Source organism: Spirosoma foliorum (assembly GCF_014117325.1).
Lineage (GTDB): Bacteria > Bacteroidota > Bacteroidia > Cytophagales > Spirosomataceae > Spirosoma > Spirosoma foliorum.
This window is the reverse complement of sequence record NZ_CP059732.1, coordinates 3,590,940-3,607,607: the sequence shown is the minus strand read 5'-3', so window position 1 is coordinate 3,607,607 and position 16,668 is coordinate 3,590,940. Positions and strand designations below refer to the sequence as shown.

Here is a 16,668-nt window from a genome sequence, read left to right as displayed (position 1 = left end):
AAGTAATGATGACTAATCAAGACGAGCATTTTTTGCGTGAAGCTATCCAACTGGCTCGCGATGGTATGACAACTGGACAAGGCGGGCCTTTCGGTTCTATTGTGGTTCGGAATGGTGAAATTGTTGGGCGTGGGTGTAATCAGGTAACGTCGACAAATGACCCAACAGCCCATGCTGAGGTAGTCGCCATTCGAGATGCATGCCGAAATCTGGGCACATTTCAGCTCGATGATTGTACCTTATATGCGTCCTGCGAACCCTGCCCTATGTGTTTGGGAGCTATCTATTGGGCGCGTCCCAGCCGAATCGTGTATGGCGCCTTTCATTCTGATGCCGCAGGTGCCGGTTTCGACGATCAGTTTATTTATGAAGAATTAGATAAACCCCGCGAGGAGCGCCATATTCCCATGCATCAACTTTTGCATGAAGAAGCTGGGGCAGTTTTTCAGGAGTGGATTGCTATGGAGAAACGAATTCTGTATTGATCGCGTACCGGTCCAAAACGAAGTGTGACAAGCTTGTATTTTGACAGGATTAACAGGATAAAACAAGATTTTACACGCATGAATCCTGTTAATCCTGTCGGAAAATGATTAGGCCAGATTGAAAAAGAACTTGTCTTACACCCGTCTAAAACGAAGTATTCGTTCTCGGTTTAAAAAGCCGTACTTTTGCAGAAAAAAAGTCGCTTCTGATTATCTGATTGCTGAAGCAACTAACTAAACTAGTCTACGTCATGCCAGGAATGGAATTTTTTGGAGCGGCCGAGCGCAAGGAAATCAACGATGTGCTTGAGACCGGTATCCTGTTTCGGTATAATCACGAAGCGCAACGCAATACTATTTACAAGGCCCGTGAGTTCGAGGCTGAAGTTGCTAAAGTAGTGGGTGCCAACTACGCCCATGCCGTATCGAGTGGATCGACGGCGGTTTTGTGTGCATTAGCTGCTGCCGGAATCGGTGCTGGCGACGAGGTTATCGTACCGCCATTTACCTATATCGCTACGGTCGAAGCCGTATTGATGGCTGGTGCTTTACCCGTTTTCGCCGATATTGACGAAACACTTTGCTTAAGCGCCGAGGGAATTCGGAAAGCCGTTACACCAAAAACGAAAGCCATTTGCTTAGTACATATGTGTGGTCAAATGGCCAATATGGATGACATCATGGCCATCGTGAACGAGCACAATTTGGTGTTGGTTGAAGATGCTGGTCAGGCAATGGGCGCGAGCTACAAAGGTGTTTCAACGGGTCTTTGGGGTAAAACAGGTGCTTACTCGTTCGACTTTTTCAAGATTGCCACAGCAGGTGAAGGCGGTATCATGGTTACGAACGACGAAACGGCCTACAAACATGCCGATTCCTATTCTGACCACGGTCACGACCACGTTGGCACGAACCGGGGGATGGAGCAACATCCAATTTTAGGCTTTAACTACCGTATCAGCGAGCTTCATGCGGCTGTTGGTCTGGTGCAAACTCGCCGGGTTCCTGAAATTATTAAGAGCAATAACGCGCACAAAAAGCAATTGATGGAAGCGTTGGGCACAGTTCCGGGCGTGTCGTTCGCAACGATTCCAGACGCAGATGGCGACTCGGCTACCTTCCTGAACCTGTTGATGACCGATACTGATTCTGCACAGCGTACTGTTGCTGAGTTGAATGCGGCTGGTGTAGGTGGTTTCAACTACTGGTATACCAACATGTACCACTTCATTAACCAGTGGAATCATATTAAAGAAATGAAGACCGCTGCGCCTTTAGCCATTGAGAAATTTGGCGCTCCGCAGGATTATAAAAACCTCGATATTCCAAACGCTCAAGCGACTATTGGCCGATTGATTTCGTTTGGTATCCGGGCAACCTGGACGGCAGAAGAAGTAGCTACCTTAGCGAAAAACATTGAAGCCGCCGTTCGGAAAGCAACACTGGTAGAAGCATAATTTTCCTACGATAAACGTATGTCAACGACAGCCTTACTAACCGAAATAACTGCATTACCACCCGAATTACGTCAGGAGGTTGAGGATTTTGTTGCGTTTTTACGGACGAAAACCCATCGAGAGACAAAGCTTACAGAACGGGAGTTTGGCTATGCAAAAGGGAAAGTACGGCTGTCAGATGATTTTGACTCTATGTTAATAGATTGAGATTATTTGACAAGAGTTAAAGTTGCTTAAGCCAACTACTTTCAGTTATTTTTTTTGTCATTCCGACGAATGAGGAACCTTAAAGTTGCCCATTAGGAGAATCTAAGATTCCTCCTTCGTCGGAATGACAAAAGCAACTGTTCGACTAAACAGCTGCTTTATCCGAAAAGTTAACCATTGCGACAAAAGACCAATTTTTCAGCCAGTATGGCTTAACAATAGAATGGTAGCAGCACCAACACAAACCACGCATAAAAATTTTAAAGGCATCGAGAAAACAGTTTTCGGTCGGGGTAGTTTTTCACAACTCGACGAAATTCTGGCTCCACGCCGTGCCGATAACGAAGGCTATTTCGTCTTCCTGGTCGATAATTATTTCAAAGGCAAAACCCTAGAAGGTCAGGTTCCGGCTCATGCCGAGGATTTGACTTACTACATCAGTGTTGAGGAGCACGAGCCAACCACCGATCAGATCGACCAACTACGCGATGAGATTCTGGCTAAAAAAGGCCTGCCATCGGGTGTTGTTGGTATTGGTGGCGGAAGCATCATGGACATTGCCAAGGCGTTGTCACTCATGCTGACCAATGAAGGTTCATCGACGCTTTACCAGGGTCTGAATCTGATCAAAAAGCCCGGTATTTACCACGTAGGTGTACCGACCATTTCAGGAACCGGTGCTGAGGTTTCGATGACGGCTGTGCTGACCGGCCCCGTTAAAAAACTGGGTTTGAAGTGCGAATGGACGGTTTTCAACCAAGTCGTTCTCGATCCTGATCTGATTGCCAGCGTACCTCGTAACTGGTGGTTTTATACCGGTATGGACACCTACATTCACTGCATCGAATCGGAGAATGGGCGGATGAATAATGCTTATTCGCATGCGTATGCCGAGCAAGCTATGAAACTTTGCCGGGAAGTGTATCTGGGCGAAAATTCAGGGCAGACACCCGAAAACGACGACAAACTGATGGTGGCCTCGTTAATGGGTGGTCTTAGCCTGACGTATTCTGAAGTTGGTGTTTGTCACGCGCTCAGCTATGGTCTGTCGAAAATTCTGGGAACTCGCCATTGTTATGCCAATTGCCTGATCATGAATCACCTCGAAGACTATTATCCGCAAGGAGTAGCCGAGTTCAAGGAGATGGTCGACTATCACCAGATTGATTTGCCACAGGGTTTATCGAAAGATTGGAGCGATGACACCATTACGCAAATGGCGCACGTATCGTACAACCTGCCGCACATGTGGTTGCACGCTATTGGCGACAATTGGCAGGAAGTTATTACGATTGACCTGCTGAAAGATTTGTTCCGAAGACTGTAGGTAATAGGTAAATGGATAATGTAAAATGAATAATAACTGACACATACTAACTCATTATCCATTATTCATTTTACATTATCCATTCTCTTTTGATAACTGAAGCATGAAAAACATACTTAGAGTCCTGCTCATTGTATTGACCGTATCGGTAAATATTGGGTGCGATCAGGTGTCAAAAAATATAGTGAGAACGAAGGTTAACTATGGCGAAAGCATTCCGCTGTTGGATAGCCATCTAACACTCACGAAGGTGGAAAATGCGGGGGCTTTCCTGAGTTTAGGTGAGTCGTTACCTCCGATTCTAAAGAGTTTGTTACTGCAAATTCTTCCCTTACTGGCGATTGCTCTAGGCTTTGGTTACCTGCTATTCAGATTTAATACGCCCCGGCTGTTTGTGGCAGGCGCTTGTTTTATCATTGGCGGTGGCATCGGGAATCTCATCGACCGAATGGCGTATGGGTCGGTGACCGACTTTTTACATATCAGTTTCGGTATTTTTCAAACGGGCATCTTCAACATGGCTGATGTATCGGTCATGGTGGGCGCCGGATTTATTCTGCTAAATTCCTTCCTGAACAATCAGAAGGATGACGGCCAATTAGTTTAAAACGACAAAGTAATGTCTCAGAAAATCGTTCGCGTTGGCGACATCGAATGTGGGTCGGATGAGTTGTTCCTCATTAGCGGTCCCTGCGTTATTGAAGATGAAAAAATTATGATGACGGTTGCCGAGCAACTCCGCGAAATCCAGGAGCGCGTTGGTATCAAGATCATCTATAAATCATCGTTCCAGAAGGACAATCGGTCCAGCCTGAACTACTACAATGGTCCCGGCATCGACAAAGGCATGAAGATTCTGGCCAAAGTGAAAGAACAGTTTGGCTTCCCATTGCTGACGGATGTTCACTATCCAGATCAGTGTGCACCCGTTGCCGATGTTGTGGACGTTCTGCAAATTCCTGCTTATTTGTGTATGCAGACGATGCTGGTGGTCGCTGCGGCTAAAACGGGCAAAGTTGTTAACGTGAAGCACGGGCAGTTTCTGGCACCAGAAAACATGAAACACCCGGTCAAAAAGATTGAAGATTCGGGCAACGACCAGATCATCCTGACCGAACGTGGTTTCACCTTCGGTTACAATGACTTAGTGGTTGATCCTCGGGCTTTCTATCACATGGCTCGTACCAATTACCCCGTTGTATTCGACGTAACGCATGCCATTCGGAAATACGGTATTCCATCGGCCGATGCGAAAGGTGGTGCTCGTGAATACCTGCCTGTATTAGCTCGTGCGGGTGTAGCTGCTGGTGTTGATGGACTATTTGTGGAAACGCATACCTGCCCCTCCGAAGCGCTTTGCGATGCAGCCAGTCAACTGGATATCCGCTATCTGGAAGAATTCCTGAAACCCCTGATCGAGTTACACGCCGTAGAGGTTAAATACCGGAATACATTGCCAGAACTGGCTTAATTAGAATGTATGATATAGGATGTATGATGTATGATGTAGCTGGCACAAAAGCCATATATCATACATCATACATCATACATCCTTATGGCTGACATAGAAAAAACGTTCACTGCCCTCGGTGGGCAATTTGTAACGCCTGTTGATGCGCTTACTGAAAAACTGAAAGCTGTCCGGGCTATCGTGTTTGATTGGGATGGTGTTTTTAACGACGGCATCAAGACCGAAGCAGGCAGCAGTTCGTTTAGTGAAGTGGACTCGATGGGTACGAATCTGCTTCGTTTTGGGCTTTGGTTGCATCATGGTGGCCAGTTGCCAGTGGCTGCGATTATTACAGGGGTGATTAATACGCTGTCCGAAACGTTAGTTCGCCGGGAGCACTTTCATGCCAGCTATTCTCAGGCGAAACATAAGATCGACGTACTCCACCATTTGTTGAAGCAACACAATCTGCAACCCCACGAAGTTGCTTTCTTCTTCGATGACGCTCTGGATTTATCCGTGTCTGAAGTCGCGGGTGTGCGGATTATGATTCGTCGGAATGCCAACCCGCTGTTCATGCAGTACGTTCTTCAAAACGGTCTTGCCGATTATGTAACAGGTAGTCAAAGCGGCCAGTTTGCCGTTCGTGAAGGCTGTGAACTCTTACTGGGACTGCTTGGGCAGTTCGATAACGTCATGAATGAGCGGCTTCGCTATTTTCCTGCGTACGATCAATACTACCAGCAGCGTCAGGCTGTTGAGCCGAGTTATTGGATAGTTGGACCAAATGGGCCAGAAATCAAATGATTTTTGACACAGAGCTACACGGAGGAGGCACGGAGATACACAGAGTTTTTATTTTTTCTTTGTGTATCTCCGTGCCTCCTCCGTGTAGCTCTGTGTCATAACCTTTTAAAACTATGATAATCGGTATTATTCCTGCCCGCTACGGATCAACACGTTTTCCGGGAAAGCCACTAGCCGATATTGGCGGTAAATCCATGATTCAGCGCGTGCTGGAACAGTGTAAACAGGCCAAGTCATTAGATAAAGTAGTCGTTGCAACTGACGATGAACGCATTGCGGAGGCAGTTCGGCAGTTAGGAGAGGAAGCAGTAATGACACGCACCGACCACCCAAGCGGTACAGACCGTTGCTGGGAAGCCTACGCCCGACTCATTGCTGATGGATTCATTGCAGGAGATTCATCAGATTACATTCTCAATATTCAGGGCGACGAACCGTTTATCGATCCTGCGCAAATTGACGAGTTAGCGGCTATTCTGGACGGCACAGTAGAATTGGCTACCCAAATGGCGACCGTCGATTCAGCGGCTATATTGCATGATCCGAAAGAAGCCAAGATTGTCGTCAATTCACAAAACGAAGCACTTTATTTCAGTCGTTCGGCAGTGCCTTATCTATGGGGAATTGAACCCGATCAGTGGCACGCGCATCATGCTTACCATCGCCATGTAGGGCTGTATGCTTATCGTGCAGATGTGCTCGAAAAAATCACTCAATTGCCGCCTTCGTTACTCGAACGGGCTGAATCACTGGAACAACTTCGCTGGCTGGAAGCGGGCTATCGGATCAAGATGGTGTCTACGAACTTCCAGACCCCCAGCGTTGATAGTCCAGCTGATATCGAGAAAATCTTACGAAACGAGTTGTAAAGGGGTAGTAGGCGTAGCCGTGTTCGGTTGTGTCCAGATTTGATACTGCACTCGCGCCCACACCAATAAACACGGTAGTGCTTTGATGTTGTAGGGCTGGAAAAACTCTCGCTGTATGATTGCCGGAAAAATGTCGGTGGGCGAGAGCGACGTGAATACTACAACCAGCGTCAGTAAAATTTGGTCGAGCCGGGTGGGTTTATCGAGTGTTACCCACCAGAGCGCTACGCCCGTAACAGCCATCACATAAGTTGGGGATTCGGCCATCTTGTTGAAGACGATCATGAACAGCAGGAAGTAGGCTACCATCCGTCGCTGAAACAATCGATCCTGCCAAAGGCTAAACCGAAGAAACGGCAGGAGAAAAAGTGTAGCACCAATGGCTTCGATAACGCGGTAATTGGCGTCGGTTTTGGGCATTCCGAACCAGGCTTGCGCAATGCCCATCACGGAAACCTGCAAACCTAATTTACTCTCAACAATCACGGCAAACCACTCCTGATACTCAGATGCTAAATGGTCGGGGGGAATCATCGTGAGTGGCGCAATGGCGAATAGGGCCGTCCAGACGATCATAGCCAGAATGAACTGGGGCTTCTTTGGATAGAACAAAAAGAACCCGGCAGCCGCTACGCCGTAGAATTTAATAAACAGGCAAAGCACAAAGAAAAAAGCCGCCTGCCAGACCTTTTCGTTGCGGAGAAAATACAAACCCAGCAAAATAGACCCCACAATGAGGTTATTACTTTGCAGGTTCTGAGCGGTGATCAGAGCTTCCAGAATAATGATGAGAAGCGCCACCTGCCGCTGACGGGCTGGGTCTTTTTCGTCGGATAAGTAGAACCATACACCTGCCAATAGCACCACGGTGTTCAGCACGTTCCAAAGAATCATACCCAACAAGTTAGGCAGATAATAAAACGGCCCCATCAGCCAGGCGAAGGTTGGGCTGTATTTATAGTTATCGAAGTACAGATTGGGGTGATAGCCGTAAATACTTTTGTCCAGAAGCAGGTTATGAAACGGCTTGGCGAACATCAGGTAATTGTTATAATTACCAAAACCCAGCAGGTAATTCTGGAGTGCCGCAGCAATGAACAGCACAATATAAAAACCCAGCAAACGGGGGAGAGTCAGAAAGCGAAGAAGGCGTTGCAAAGCGTAATGGATTCGTTAGCAAAACAAAATTAAGCAGGATTCATACGAATTGCCCATTTATCTTTGTCAACTATGTCATCTCATCATATTGTTCGCGAGAAACAGGAGCCCGCTCTTCTGATTGCCAACGGCGAAGCCTGTGACCCCGAATTACTAGGCCAGCTCCTGGAGTGGAGTCCAACGGTTGTTGTGCTCGATAGTGCCATTTGGCGGGTACTCGATCTGGGCATTAAAGTGGATGTATTACTCGGTGATTTTGATCGGGATTTGGACCTCGATAGCATTCGGGAGCAGCAATATCCGCTGGAGATTATACATACACCCGATCAGGAGAAAACCGATCTTGATAAAGGCATTGAATACCTGATTGAGCGTGGTTATCCGGCGGTCAACATCGTATGGGCAACTGGCCGCCGGGCCGATCATACCATTGTCAATATGACTAGTATTGTTCGGTATAAAGATCAGATTCGCATTACCATGATCGACAACCATTCCAAAATCTTCCCGCTCGTTGGCAAATTTGAAAAGTGGTACGAAGCAGGAACGCCCATCTCATTGATTCCGGTTGGAACCGTAACCGGCTTTACATCAGAGGGGCTGAAATACAATTTACAGGACGCCACCTTAACATTGGGTTACCGGACCAGTAGCAGCAATGAAGCCGCCGAGGATGGTTTCGTTCGTATCGATGCTACCACTGGCGATTTACTGATAATGGAGTGCTGGGATTAATTTCGTGTAGGTATTGATGGAGTATTCGACAATTTTAACGCTTTGTAGTTTTTCATTTCTAGCCGGTTTTATCGATGCCATTATAGGTGGGGGAGGACTGATTCAAACGCCCGCTATTTTGTTTACCCTACCACAATACTCCGTTCCGACCTTGATTGGCACAACTAAAATTCCTTCGTTGAGTGGTAGCTTGATGGGGGCATTTCAGTACAGCCGACGGGTGGCTGTGGCCGGTCGATTTATTGGGCCAATGATGGCCATCGCTTTCGGGGCTTCCTGGTTAGGTGCCTGGACGCTGACAAGGGTGCCCAACAGCTTTATGAAACCCTTTGCATTGGTTATTCTGGTCGCTGTATTTATCTATACACTTACCCAGAAAAGCTTTGGGCAGGTATCGCATCGGATCGTGACAGCACAGCAACAGCGATTGCGTATGTGGGTAATGGGTGCCATAATTGGTTTCTACGATGGCTTTTTCGGACCGGGGACAGGCAGTTTTCTGATATTGGGTTTCATTACGTTGATCGGCTTCGATTTTCTGAAAGCCAGTGCGCACGCCAAATTAGTGAATGCCGCTACGAATCTGTCGTGCGTACTATTTTTTGCCAATAAAGGCCTCATACTTTATTCGTTCGCTTTCCCGATGGCCTTGGCCAACCTCTCCGGAGCATTTCTGGGGGCTCGTTTGGCCATTCTGAAGGGAAATCGTTTCATTCGGGTGTTCTTCCTGCTGGTCATTGCTGCTACTATTCTGCGCTTCGCGTGGGATTTGCTAACGTAAGCCGGGCAATCTCAAAATTTTACTTGTAAGTGACTGAGTTTAGGCGTTTGTTGGTTTTTGTGATACCGCCTGAATGCATCAGAGAGGCAGCCGGATCGTGTTTGTAGTAAGCTAAAAAGAGGCTTAGAATACAAGCTGCTACATTTTGTATTTCCAGCGCTTGCATCCCCGAACTTTCTGACGTAATCTTGCATTAATTAAATTGAATCTAAATAAGCCTGGTGATCTATACTGCCAGGCGCCCGCCGGCACATGAGTAAACGGAGTGTAGCTGATTTAAAAATTGGAGAAAGGGCTGTAATTCAGTCGTTTAGCGATCAATTAATGTCGCTTAAATTGCTCGAGATGGGCTGTTTGCCAGGAGCACAGGTATGCCTACAGGCTAAGGCTCCGCTTGGGGATCCGATTTGTCTGAGTGTATCGGGCTATTGTTTAGCGCTACGGAAATCCGAAGCAGCCACTATTCTGATTGATAATTAATAGGGGTGATGAATTAGATAAGCACATCTACATGACCCATTATTAATTAGCTATTATTGTTTTTCGTCTTGAAACTGTCTCCGTCCATTGCCCTGATTGGCAACCCAAATGCCGGTAAATCGTCCTTGTTTAATCAACTGACAGGACTACGTCAGAAAACCGGGAATTTTCCTGGAGTTACTGTCGATAAAAAATCAGGTCCCTGGTCGATTAATGCCGAAACAGTTGCTACCATTGTTGATTTTCCCGGTATCTATTCAATTTACCCGAAGTCTTTAGACGAACAGATTGTTACCGATATTCTGGCCAACCCTGCTCATGCCGATTATCCAGATGTAGCTGTAGTAGTTGTTGATGCTTCCAACTTGCATCGGAACTTACTGTTATTTACGCAGGTAGCCGACCTTGGTGTTCCCGTTGTACTCGCCCTGAATATGCTCGATGTGGCCAAAGCAGAGGGGAAAGAAGTCAATGCGGTTCGATTAGCGATGCGGCTAGGCGTTCCTGTTGTGCGCATCAATGCGCGCACAGGAGAAGGCCTAGACCAACTGAAGAAGGCTGTTCTGGGGCAAATTAAAGAGCCTGTATTATCAGGTAAATTGTTTTTCGATCCAGCAGACGAAGCAACTGGTCTGATTACCGATACCCGAAACCAATATCAACTCGACAACAATTATCTTGCGTTACAATACCTCATTCAGCACGATGGATTCTCATTTTTGAGTCGACCCCAGCAGATTGGTCTGGATGCGCTTATCGACAAATACGCGTTCAATGAACAGAAGTTCCAGGCGGGTGAAACCATTACGCGCTATAAACGTATCGCGACGATTACGGCAGAGGTTGTTGCTAACCAGCGGCCAGTCAATCAGGCTACTTGGACACAGAAACTTGACCGGATATTATTGCATCCAGTTTGGGGATACGCCATTTTCGGATTTATACTCCTGCTGATTTTTCAGGCTATTTTCGCCTGGGCTCAACCCTTTATGGATGGTATTGATGCAGGCGTAGCCTGGATTAATGGTCAGTTAAAAGAAAGTTTGCCCGCTGGCCCACTGACCGATTTGCTGACCGATGGGATTCTGGCGGGAGTGGGCGGTATTTTAGTATTTATTCCACAGATTGCTTTTTTGTTTTTTCTGGTAGCCCTGCTCGAAGAGTCAGGTTATATGTCGCGAGTGATGGTCATCATGGACCGGATCATGCGCAAGTTTGGGCTTAATGGCCGAAGTGTTGTGCCGTTGATTTCTGGAGTTGCTTGTGCTGTTCCCGCCATTATGGCAACACGCAGCATCGGTACCCGGCGTGACCGGCTCATTACGATTCTGGTAACACCGTTGATGAGTTGCTCGGCTCGATTGCCCATTTACACAATTCTGATTGCGTTAGTAGTTCCTAAGCAACGAGTTCTAGGCTTGTTTAATCTACAGGGGCTGGCACTGATGGGCCTGTATTTGTTGGGGCTTTTGAGCGCTTTGCTAGCTGCTTACATTCTAAAACTGCTTCTTAAAACAAAAGAGCGAGGGTATTTCATTATGGAATTACCAACGTTTAAAATGCCTCGCTGGAACCACGTCGGGCTGACGGTCTGGGAAAGTGTACGGGCGTTTGTTTGGGAAGCAGGTCGGGTTATTTTAGCTATTTCGATTGTCCTTTGGGTACTAGCTAGTTACGGCCCCGGTGATTCAATGGACGTGGCCGAAGCGCAGGTTCGGCAAAACAACCCAACGCTGGCGGCTGACGAGTTGGCAAATCGCGTAGCCTCCGACCGACTCGAAGCGTCCTATGCAGGGCAATTCGGCCATTTTATCGAACCTGTCATTCGTCCCCTTGGCTATGACTGGAAAATCGGTATTGCGCTGTTAAGCTCATTTGCCGCCCGTGAAGTCTTTGTCGGGACCATGTCGACAATCTATAGCATTGGTAGTGGCGATGACGAAGAGGGTGTTACCATTCGGGAACGACTACGGCAGGAGCGAAATCCTAAAACAGGTGGACCAATGTATACCCCCGCTTTAGCCTGGTCGTTGTTAATCTTTTATGTATTTGCCATGATGTGTATGAGTACTTTAGCGGCCACCCAACGCGAAACCAAAAGCTGGAAATGGCCTGCTGTGCAACTGGTATACATGATGGGATTAGCTTATGTAGCCGCCTTCTTTACCTACCAGTTCATGCAATAAAGAGTTTGACTACGCTAAACATGACAAGAGCTAAACGGATGCCCGTTTAGCTCTTGTCATGTTTAGCGTAGTCAAACTCTTTATTACCAAAGTAATCCGTTCGAAATCAATGGGTAAATGTGGTAGACTATATAGGCTAATAAGGCTACTGCCAGACTTCCTAAGGCGGTAGTTTGATCGAAACCTGTCCGTTCTCTTCGTGAGGGACGGCTACCTTGCCAGGTTCGATTCGTTACTTGTTTCATTGGTGTGTTAGTATGAGGGTTTGATCTATCCCGGTACAAAATTGACACTTAATTAATCTTGTTAACAGCGCAAAAACCCGGATTTTTTTTGATGCGTATAACTACCTGATCTTGCTCTAACAGGTCAATATTTTGGTAGCGTGTTGATAAGACATCACCTCATACCTAAAGTAACGGGGATCGTAAACTTTTTTTATGGATTTACTCCCAACGGAGTGCTTCGATTATATCGGTAGCCACCATGCCAATTTGCCCTCGTTTCGCAGCTACCCGATCGCCAGCTAGTCCATGGGCAAATACTCCCAGTACAGCGGCTTCAACTGAGTCATAGTTTTGGGCCAGTAGAGCTGTTAGTACGCCCGTCAGTACATCGCCAGTGCCACCTGTGCTTAAGCCCGGATTACCCGTTGAATTGAAGTGAATATCGCCATCGGGAGTTGCTATGGCTGAGTTGGCTCCTTTTAAGACCACAACAACCCGATATTTCTGAGCAAATTCTCGAAGAATATCTAATTTCTGATAATCGTTATCCCACTTTTGAGTCAGCCGCTCAAACTCTTTCGGGTGGGGTGTCAGAATACTATTGGGGGGAATCTGCTTCAGTAACTCCCGATTTTCTGAAAGCAGGTTCAACGCATCAGCATCGATCACCATCGGTTTTTTCAATGTTTTGAGCAACCCTTTGAGCATATCCAGCGTTTCGGGAGCCTGCCCAATCCCCGAACCGATTCCAACCACAGCGTAGTCGGCGGGTGTGGGGCTACCTAATTCACTGGCCCCTCGGTCGGGTGTGCCGGTTAATACATTCGGATTACCATCGGGCCGGCACATAGCTTCGGGGACTGCTATCTGTAGGATGTCATACCCGCATTTGGGTACATGAACCGTCAGTAAACCAACTCCTGACCGCAGACAGGCTTTGGTTGCTAGAACAGCTGCGCCCATTTTTCCATAGCTACCAACCATGAGCAGGGCATGGCCAAATGATCCTTTATTCGAGAATTTATCCCGCTTACGTAACAACAACCGAGCATCCCGCGATTGCGTATAATAATAAGGGGTCGGAGCAAGATCGATGTAACGCTTGTGTAACTGGATATCAACAATGTGCCAATCGCCTACATAGCGGCTATTTTTGGGAAGCATAAAGGCCAGTTTCGGTAATTGAAACGTAATCGTATAGTCAGGTTCAACAATTGTATCGGAAGGCGCATTGGGTTTGTCAACATACAAACCACTGGCAATATCTACCGCCACAACCGTTGCGGGTGACCGATTGATAACATCGATAACATTTTTAACAATGCCCTCGGTTGGTCGCGAAAGTCCCGACCCCAGAATCGCGTCAATGATTAGCTCATTGTGGCGGAGGCCCGGAATTTCCTGGGCTACTTCAACATAGCGAATGTTTTCGGTCAGTAGTTTTAGACGACGATGATTATGCATGAAATCGTCTGACTCCCGGCGGGCATACCGTACCACATATACTTCTATAGGAAATTCCCGTTCCAGCAGCAAGCGGGCAATTGCCAGACCATCGCCCCCATTGTTCCCTAAACCACAGAATAATTTGACGGGAGTGGTATTTGGAAAATGATCGACAAACCAGTCGACAAAAGCAAGTGCTGCGCGTTCCATTAGATTAATGGGGGCAATGGGTTCATGCTCTATTGTCGATTGATCAAGGGCGCGGATTTGGTCAACGTTTAAGATTTTCATAAAGTGTCGCAATGTACTCAAGGTAATTTTACAAAAGTATTTTCTTCCTACTAGAAAATTACTATCTTTGCGGCTCATTTCGCAAATACTTATCTGGCGATTTATATACGGTCATGAGCGAGTTAATTAAATTAGTGGAGGCAGACAACGCGCAGCGTCGCAGTGAATTGCCCACATTCCGGGCCGGCGATACGGTGAACGTACACGTTAAAATCCGCGAAGGAAATAAAGAGCGTATTCAGGTCTTTACGGGTACGGTGATCCAACGCCGGAACCCAAGCAGCGGTGGTGAAACATTCACCGTTCGCAAAGTGTCTAACGGTATAGGTGTTGAGCGGATTTTCCCGCTTCTATCGCCTAATATCGACAAGGTTGAGGTTGTACGTCTTGGTAAAGTTCGTCGGGCTCGTTTGTTTTACCTACGTGGTCGTCAAGGTAAGGCAGCTCGTGTTAAAGAGCGGAAACCAAAGGCAGTTGCAGCAGCTTAATTGTCTGTTTGCCCCAAAAATCAAAAGCTGCCTGAGAAGGTGGCTTTTTTTATGAGTTCTACTGTTGTAAAGCCATAGAGTTAAACTATTTGAGACTTCGGTGCCACAACTATACAACCTTATAACTCTACAACAGCATAACTTACCATCATGACTCTCGAGTTTTTTAAATACCAGGGTACCGGCAACGATTTTGTATTGATCGATGACCGAAACGAAACTTTCCCTGCTTCTGACCAGGCACTTGTTGAGCGTCTTTGCGATCGGCGATTCGGTATTGGGGCCGATGGACTCATTTTGCTTCGTAACGATCCTCAGTATCATTTTCGAATGGTCTACTTCAATGCTGACGGTGCCGAAGGAAGCATGTGTGGTAATGGTGGCCGGTGTATTGTTCGGTTTGCGCATGATTTAGGCTTGTTTGAACGAGAAACCCGCTTTTTGGCTGTAGATGGGGAACACATTGCCTTTGTTACGGAAGAAACTGTTTCGCTGAAAATGAGTGACGTGACTGGTATCGATAATCGAGGTGGGCTTACATTCCTGAATACAGGCTCACCCCATGTTGTTCAGTTTGTTGATGACCTGGAATCCCTTGATGTTGTTAAAGAAGGTCGTGCTATTCGGTATGATGCGCGTTTCCAGCCGGGCGGAACAAACGTCAATTTTGTGCAGCCGATTGATGGCGGTACATTGTTTGTCAGGACGTATGAGCGTGGGGTAGAAGATGAAACGTATTCCTGTGGTACAGGCGTAACAGCCGTTGCTCTGGTGGCTCATCAACAGTTAAATATGCCTGATCCGGTGTTGATTAAAACCCTTGGTGGTAATCTTCGGGTATCGTTTAATGCCAAAACACAAGAACAGTTTGATTCTATTCATCTAATTGGACCAGCCAAGCGTGTTTTTGCTGGCACGATAACCGTTTAGGCTTTAGACTGGTTAACTTGGGAGCAGAATACTGATCCAATCAAATGATTCTTTATAAGAATAAAGGGATACTGCCATCCATCTGGCATTTTCATACAGGTCCTACCGCAAAATCGTTGCTCCGTCGATTAGTCGTGGTTGGGATCTATGTAACTGTTGTCACAGTTGCCGAAATGCACTATACAGATCTTCGGTTGAAAGATACACCTGGTTCATTCCTGGGTGCTATGGGTATTTTGCTCAGTCTGCTGCTGATTTTTCGGACGAATACGGCCTATGATCGCTTCTACGAAGGGCGGCAGGCATGGGGTGAATTGGTGAACAATTGTCGCAATCTGGCTATTTTCTTTAATGCCGTTTTGCCAGAGGGTGATAAAGACAGTCGCTTATTCTTTGCCAAGGCGATCTCTAACTTCCCGTTTGCGCTTAAAAATCACCTGCGCGATATGTCGAAGATGAATGAGAATGAGCTGGATATTGTGGAAGAAGGCGAGCGTCGCGACTTAAGTAATTTTGATCATAAACCAGCCGGAGTGGCCAATCAACTCTGGGTAAAGACCGAGGCACTCTATCGGGCGGGGCACATTTCTGAGTCGCAACACATTAATCTGAATCAACACCTGACAACGTTGATGGATGTTTGCGGTATTTGTGAGCGAATAAAAAGCACACCAATTCCGTTCTCGTACATGCTGTTTATCAAACTGTTCATCATGCTCTACGTTGCCCTATTACCGTTTACGGTGGTTACTGCGTTCGGTTATCTAACCATTCCGGCCGTTGTATTAACATCGTACATTCTGGTAGGACTCGAAATGATTGGTGAAGAGATTGAGGAACCGTTCGGGATGGAACGTAACGATTTGCCATTGAATCAACTAAGCCAATTGATTCGGGTGAACGTTCATGATATTTTGCAGATATACCTGCCACACGTCGAAAAACAGGCCGCCAGACCAGGGTTTACGATTGTGACGTAAGGAAGTATGATGTATAATATATGAAGTCTGGCCTTTTTTTATATCATATACCATACTTCATACATCTTCTACAATGCCTCCGTGCAAATGATAAATCGTTTTGTTCTGCAGTTCAGGCTGGCGTAGTATATCTTTAGCAGCTACGCGACTGCGAACGCCATTTGTACAAATCACAATCAGGGTATCGTAGGGGAGAAGCTCCGCTTTTCGAGCGCGAATGTCCGGCAACGGAATATTCAGCCCACCAATATTGAACTCCTCAAACTCCCATTCATCGCGTACATCAATCACAGCAGTATGTGGCTGTTGACGCAGTAGTTTGAGTTCTGGTAGGGAAATATCGGAGTAAGAATTGGTTAGCACA

19 protein-coding genes are annotated in these 16,668 nt (G+C 46.7%); 15 read left to right on the top strand and 4 right to left on the bottom strand.

Going from position 1 to position 16,668, the window contains the following annotated elements; all coding sequences use genetic code 11:
- Positions 1-8 precede the first annotated feature (8 nt).
- The 8 genes from H3H32_RS15170 (at position 9) to kdsB (ending at position 6,602) form a co-directional block, all read left to right on the top strand.
- Complete coding sequence (locus H3H32_RS15170; protein WP_182464352.1) at positions 9-485, top strand: nucleoside deaminase; 477 nt, start codon at positions 9-11, stop codon at positions 483-485.
- 251 nt (positions 486-736) lie between these two features.
- The gene (locus H3H32_RS15165) at positions 737-1,942 is read left to right on the top strand and encodes a DegT/DnrJ/EryC1/StrS family aminotransferase (protein ID WP_240543780.1); all 1,206 of its coding nucleotides are present in this window, start codon (positions 737-739) and stop codon (positions 1,940-1,942) included.
- 18 nt (positions 1,943-1,960) lie between these two features.
- Positions 1,961-2,149 carry a DUF2281 domain-containing protein gene (locus tag H3H32_RS15160; protein ID WP_182463503.1) on the top strand — a complete coding sequence of 63 codons (189 nt, stop codon included), beginning with the start codon at positions 1,961-1,963 and terminating at the stop codon, positions 2,147-2,149.
- Between the two features lie 223 nt (positions 2,150-2,372).
- A complete protein-coding gene (locus H3H32_RS15155; RefSeq protein WP_182463502.1) occupies positions 2,373-3,476 on the top strand; it encodes an iron-containing alcohol dehydrogenase family protein in 1,104 nt (367 codons plus the stop codon).
- Between the two features lie 103 nt (positions 3,477-3,579).
- A complete protein-coding gene (gene lspA, locus H3H32_RS15150) occupies positions 3,580-4,083 on the top strand; it encodes a signal peptidase II (protein WP_182463501.1) in 504 nt (167 codons plus the stop codon).
- A gap of 12 nt (positions 4,084-4,095) precedes the next feature.
- Positions 4,096-4,947: a 3-deoxy-8-phosphooctulonate synthase gene (kdsA, locus tag H3H32_RS15145; protein WP_182463500.1), complete on the top strand. Its 852-nt coding sequence runs from the start codon at positions 4,096-4,098 to the stop codon at positions 4,945-4,947.
- Positions 4,948-5,031: 84 nt separating this feature from the next.
- A complete protein-coding gene (locus H3H32_RS15140) occupies positions 5,032-5,733 on the top strand; it encodes a phosphatase (RefSeq protein WP_182463499.1) in 702 nt (233 codons plus the stop codon).
- Positions 5,734-5,846: 113 nt separating this feature from the next.
- Positions 5,847-6,602, top strand: a complete 756-nt coding sequence (kdsB, locus tag H3H32_RS15135; RefSeq protein ID WP_182463498.1) for a 3-deoxy-manno-octulosonate cytidylyltransferase — start codon at positions 5,847-5,849, stop codon at positions 6,600-6,602.
- Here the strand turns inward: kdsB and H3H32_RS15130 are convergent.
- Positions 6,585-7,760: a glycosyltransferase family 87 protein gene (locus tag H3H32_RS15130; protein WP_182463497.1), complete on the bottom strand. Its 1,176-nt coding sequence runs from the start codon at positions 7,758-7,760 to the stop codon at positions 6,585-6,587. The genes kdsB and H3H32_RS15130 overlap by 18 nt on opposite strands.
- A gap of 72 nt (positions 7,761-7,832) precedes the next feature.
- Here H3H32_RS15130 and H3H32_RS15125 point away from each other — a divergent pair, with 72 nt between their 5' ends.
- From H3H32_RS15125 to feoB, 4 genes are all read left to right on the top strand, one after another.
- Positions 7,833-8,495, top strand: a complete 663-nt coding sequence (locus H3H32_RS15125) for a thiamine diphosphokinase (protein WP_182463496.1) — start codon at positions 7,833-7,835, stop codon at positions 8,493-8,495.
- A gap of 16 nt (positions 8,496-8,511) precedes the next feature.
- On the top strand, positions 8,512-9,276 hold the full coding sequence (locus H3H32_RS15120) for a sulfite exporter TauE/SafE family protein (RefSeq protein WP_182463495.1): 765 nt from the start codon (positions 8,512-8,514) through the stop codon (positions 9,274-9,276).
- A 252-nt stretch (positions 9,277-9,528) separates the two neighbouring features.
- Positions 9,529-9,756 carry a FeoA family protein gene (locus tag H3H32_RS15115; RefSeq protein WP_182463494.1) on the top strand — a complete coding sequence of 76 codons (228 nt, stop codon included), beginning with the start codon at positions 9,529-9,531 and terminating at the stop codon, positions 9,754-9,756.
- A 68-nt stretch (positions 9,757-9,824) separates the two neighbouring features.
- Positions 9,825-11,942, top strand: coding sequence for a ferrous iron transport protein B (feoB, locus tag H3H32_RS15110; protein WP_182463493.1), 2,118 nt, complete (start codon positions 9,825-9,827; stop codon positions 11,940-11,942).
- An 83-nt stretch (positions 11,943-12,025) separates the two neighbouring features.
- Here the strand turns inward: feoB and H3H32_RS15105 are convergent, their stop codons facing one another.
- Positions 12,026-12,187, bottom strand: a complete 162-nt coding sequence (locus H3H32_RS15105) for a hypothetical protein (RefSeq protein ID WP_182463492.1) — start codon at positions 12,185-12,187, stop codon at positions 12,026-12,028.
- Between the two features lie 201 nt (positions 12,188-12,388).
- Positions 12,389-13,906, bottom strand: a complete 1,518-nt coding sequence (locus H3H32_RS15100; RefSeq protein WP_182463491.1) for an NAD(P)H-hydrate dehydratase — start codon at positions 13,904-13,906, stop codon at positions 12,389-12,391.
- Positions 13,907-14,019: 113 nt separating this feature from the next.
- On the opposite strand from H3H32_RS15100, the gene rplS reads away from it, so the two are divergent.
- The 3 genes from rplS (at position 14,020) to H3H32_RS15085 (ending at position 16,304) form a co-directional block, all read left to right on the top strand.
- Positions 14,020-14,394, top strand: coding sequence for a 50S ribosomal protein L19 (rplS, locus tag H3H32_RS15095; protein ID WP_182463490.1), 375 nt, complete (start codon positions 14,020-14,022; stop codon positions 14,392-14,394).
- A gap of 150 nt (positions 14,395-14,544) precedes the next feature.
- Complete coding sequence (gene dapF, locus H3H32_RS15090; RefSeq protein WP_182463489.1) at positions 14,545-15,324, top strand: diaminopimelate epimerase; 780 nt, start codon at positions 14,545-14,547, stop codon at positions 15,322-15,324.
- Positions 15,325-15,368: 44 nt separating this feature from the next.
- On the top strand, positions 15,369-16,304 hold the full coding sequence (locus H3H32_RS15085; RefSeq protein ID WP_182463488.1) for a bestrophin family protein: 936 nt from the start codon (positions 15,369-15,371) through the stop codon (positions 16,302-16,304).
- Positions 16,305-16,361: 57 nt separating this feature from the next.
- On the opposite strand, the gene H3H32_RS15080 is transcribed toward H3H32_RS15085, so the two are convergent.
- Entirely contained in the window at positions 16,362-16,667 is a 306-nt protein-coding gene (locus H3H32_RS15080) for a rhodanese-like domain-containing protein (RefSeq protein ID WP_182463487.1), read from the bottom strand.
- Between the last annotated feature and the right edge of the window lies 1 nt (position 16,668).

Coding starts and splice junctions, on each gene's coding strand:
- kdsB (WP_182463498.1), top strand. CDS start 5,847: ATGATAATCGGTATTATTCCTGCCCGCTACGGATCAACACGTTTTCCG.
- H3H32_RS15105 (WP_182463492.1), bottom strand. CDS start 12,187: ATGAAACAAGTAACGAATCGAACCTGGCAAGGTAGCCGTCCCTCACGA.
- H3H32_RS15100 (WP_182463491.1), bottom strand. CDS start 13,906: ATGAAAATCTTAAACGTTGACCAAATCCGCGCCCTTGATCAATCGACA.
- H3H32_RS15170 (WP_182464352.1), top strand. CDS start 9: ATGACTAATCAAGACGAGCATTTTTTGCGTGAAGCTATCCAACTGGCT.
- H3H32_RS15140 (WP_182463499.1), top strand. CDS start 5,032: ATGGCTGACATAGAAAAAACGTTCACTGCCCTCGGTGGGCAATTTGTA.
- H3H32_RS15165 (WP_240543780.1), top strand. CDS start 737: ATGCCAGGAATGGAATTTTTTGGAGCGGCCGAGCGCAAGGAAATCAAC.
- kdsA (WP_182463500.1), top strand. CDS start 4,096: ATGTCTCAGAAAATCGTTCGCGTTGGCGACATCGAATGTGGGTCGGAT.
- H3H32_RS15125 (WP_182463496.1), top strand. CDS start 7,833: ATGTCATCTCATCATATTGTTCGCGAGAAACAGGAGCCCGCTCTTCTG.
- H3H32_RS15160 (WP_182463503.1), top strand. CDS start 1,961: ATGTCAACGACAGCCTTACTAACCGAAATAACTGCATTACCACCCGAA.
- lspA (WP_182463501.1), top strand. CDS start 3,580: ATGAAAAACATACTTAGAGTCCTGCTCATTGTATTGACCGTATCGGTA.
- H3H32_RS15155 (WP_182463502.1), top strand. CDS start 2,373: ATGGTAGCAGCACCAACACAAACCACGCATAAAAATTTTAAAGGCATC.
- dapF (WP_182463489.1), top strand. CDS start 14,545: ATGACTCTCGAGTTTTTTAAATACCAGGGTACCGGCAACGATTTTGTA.
- H3H32_RS15115 (WP_182463494.1), top strand. CDS start 9,529: ATGAGTAAACGGAGTGTAGCTGATTTAAAAATTGGAGAAAGGGCTGTA.
- H3H32_RS15085 (WP_182463488.1), top strand. CDS start 15,369: ATGATTCTTTATAAGAATAAAGGGATACTGCCATCCATCTGGCATTTT.
- rplS (WP_182463490.1), top strand. CDS start 14,020: ATGAGCGAGTTAATTAAATTAGTGGAGGCAGACAACGCGCAGCGTCGC.
- H3H32_RS15120 (WP_182463495.1), top strand. CDS start 8,512: ATGGAGTATTCGACAATTTTAACGCTTTGTAGTTTTTCATTTCTAGCC.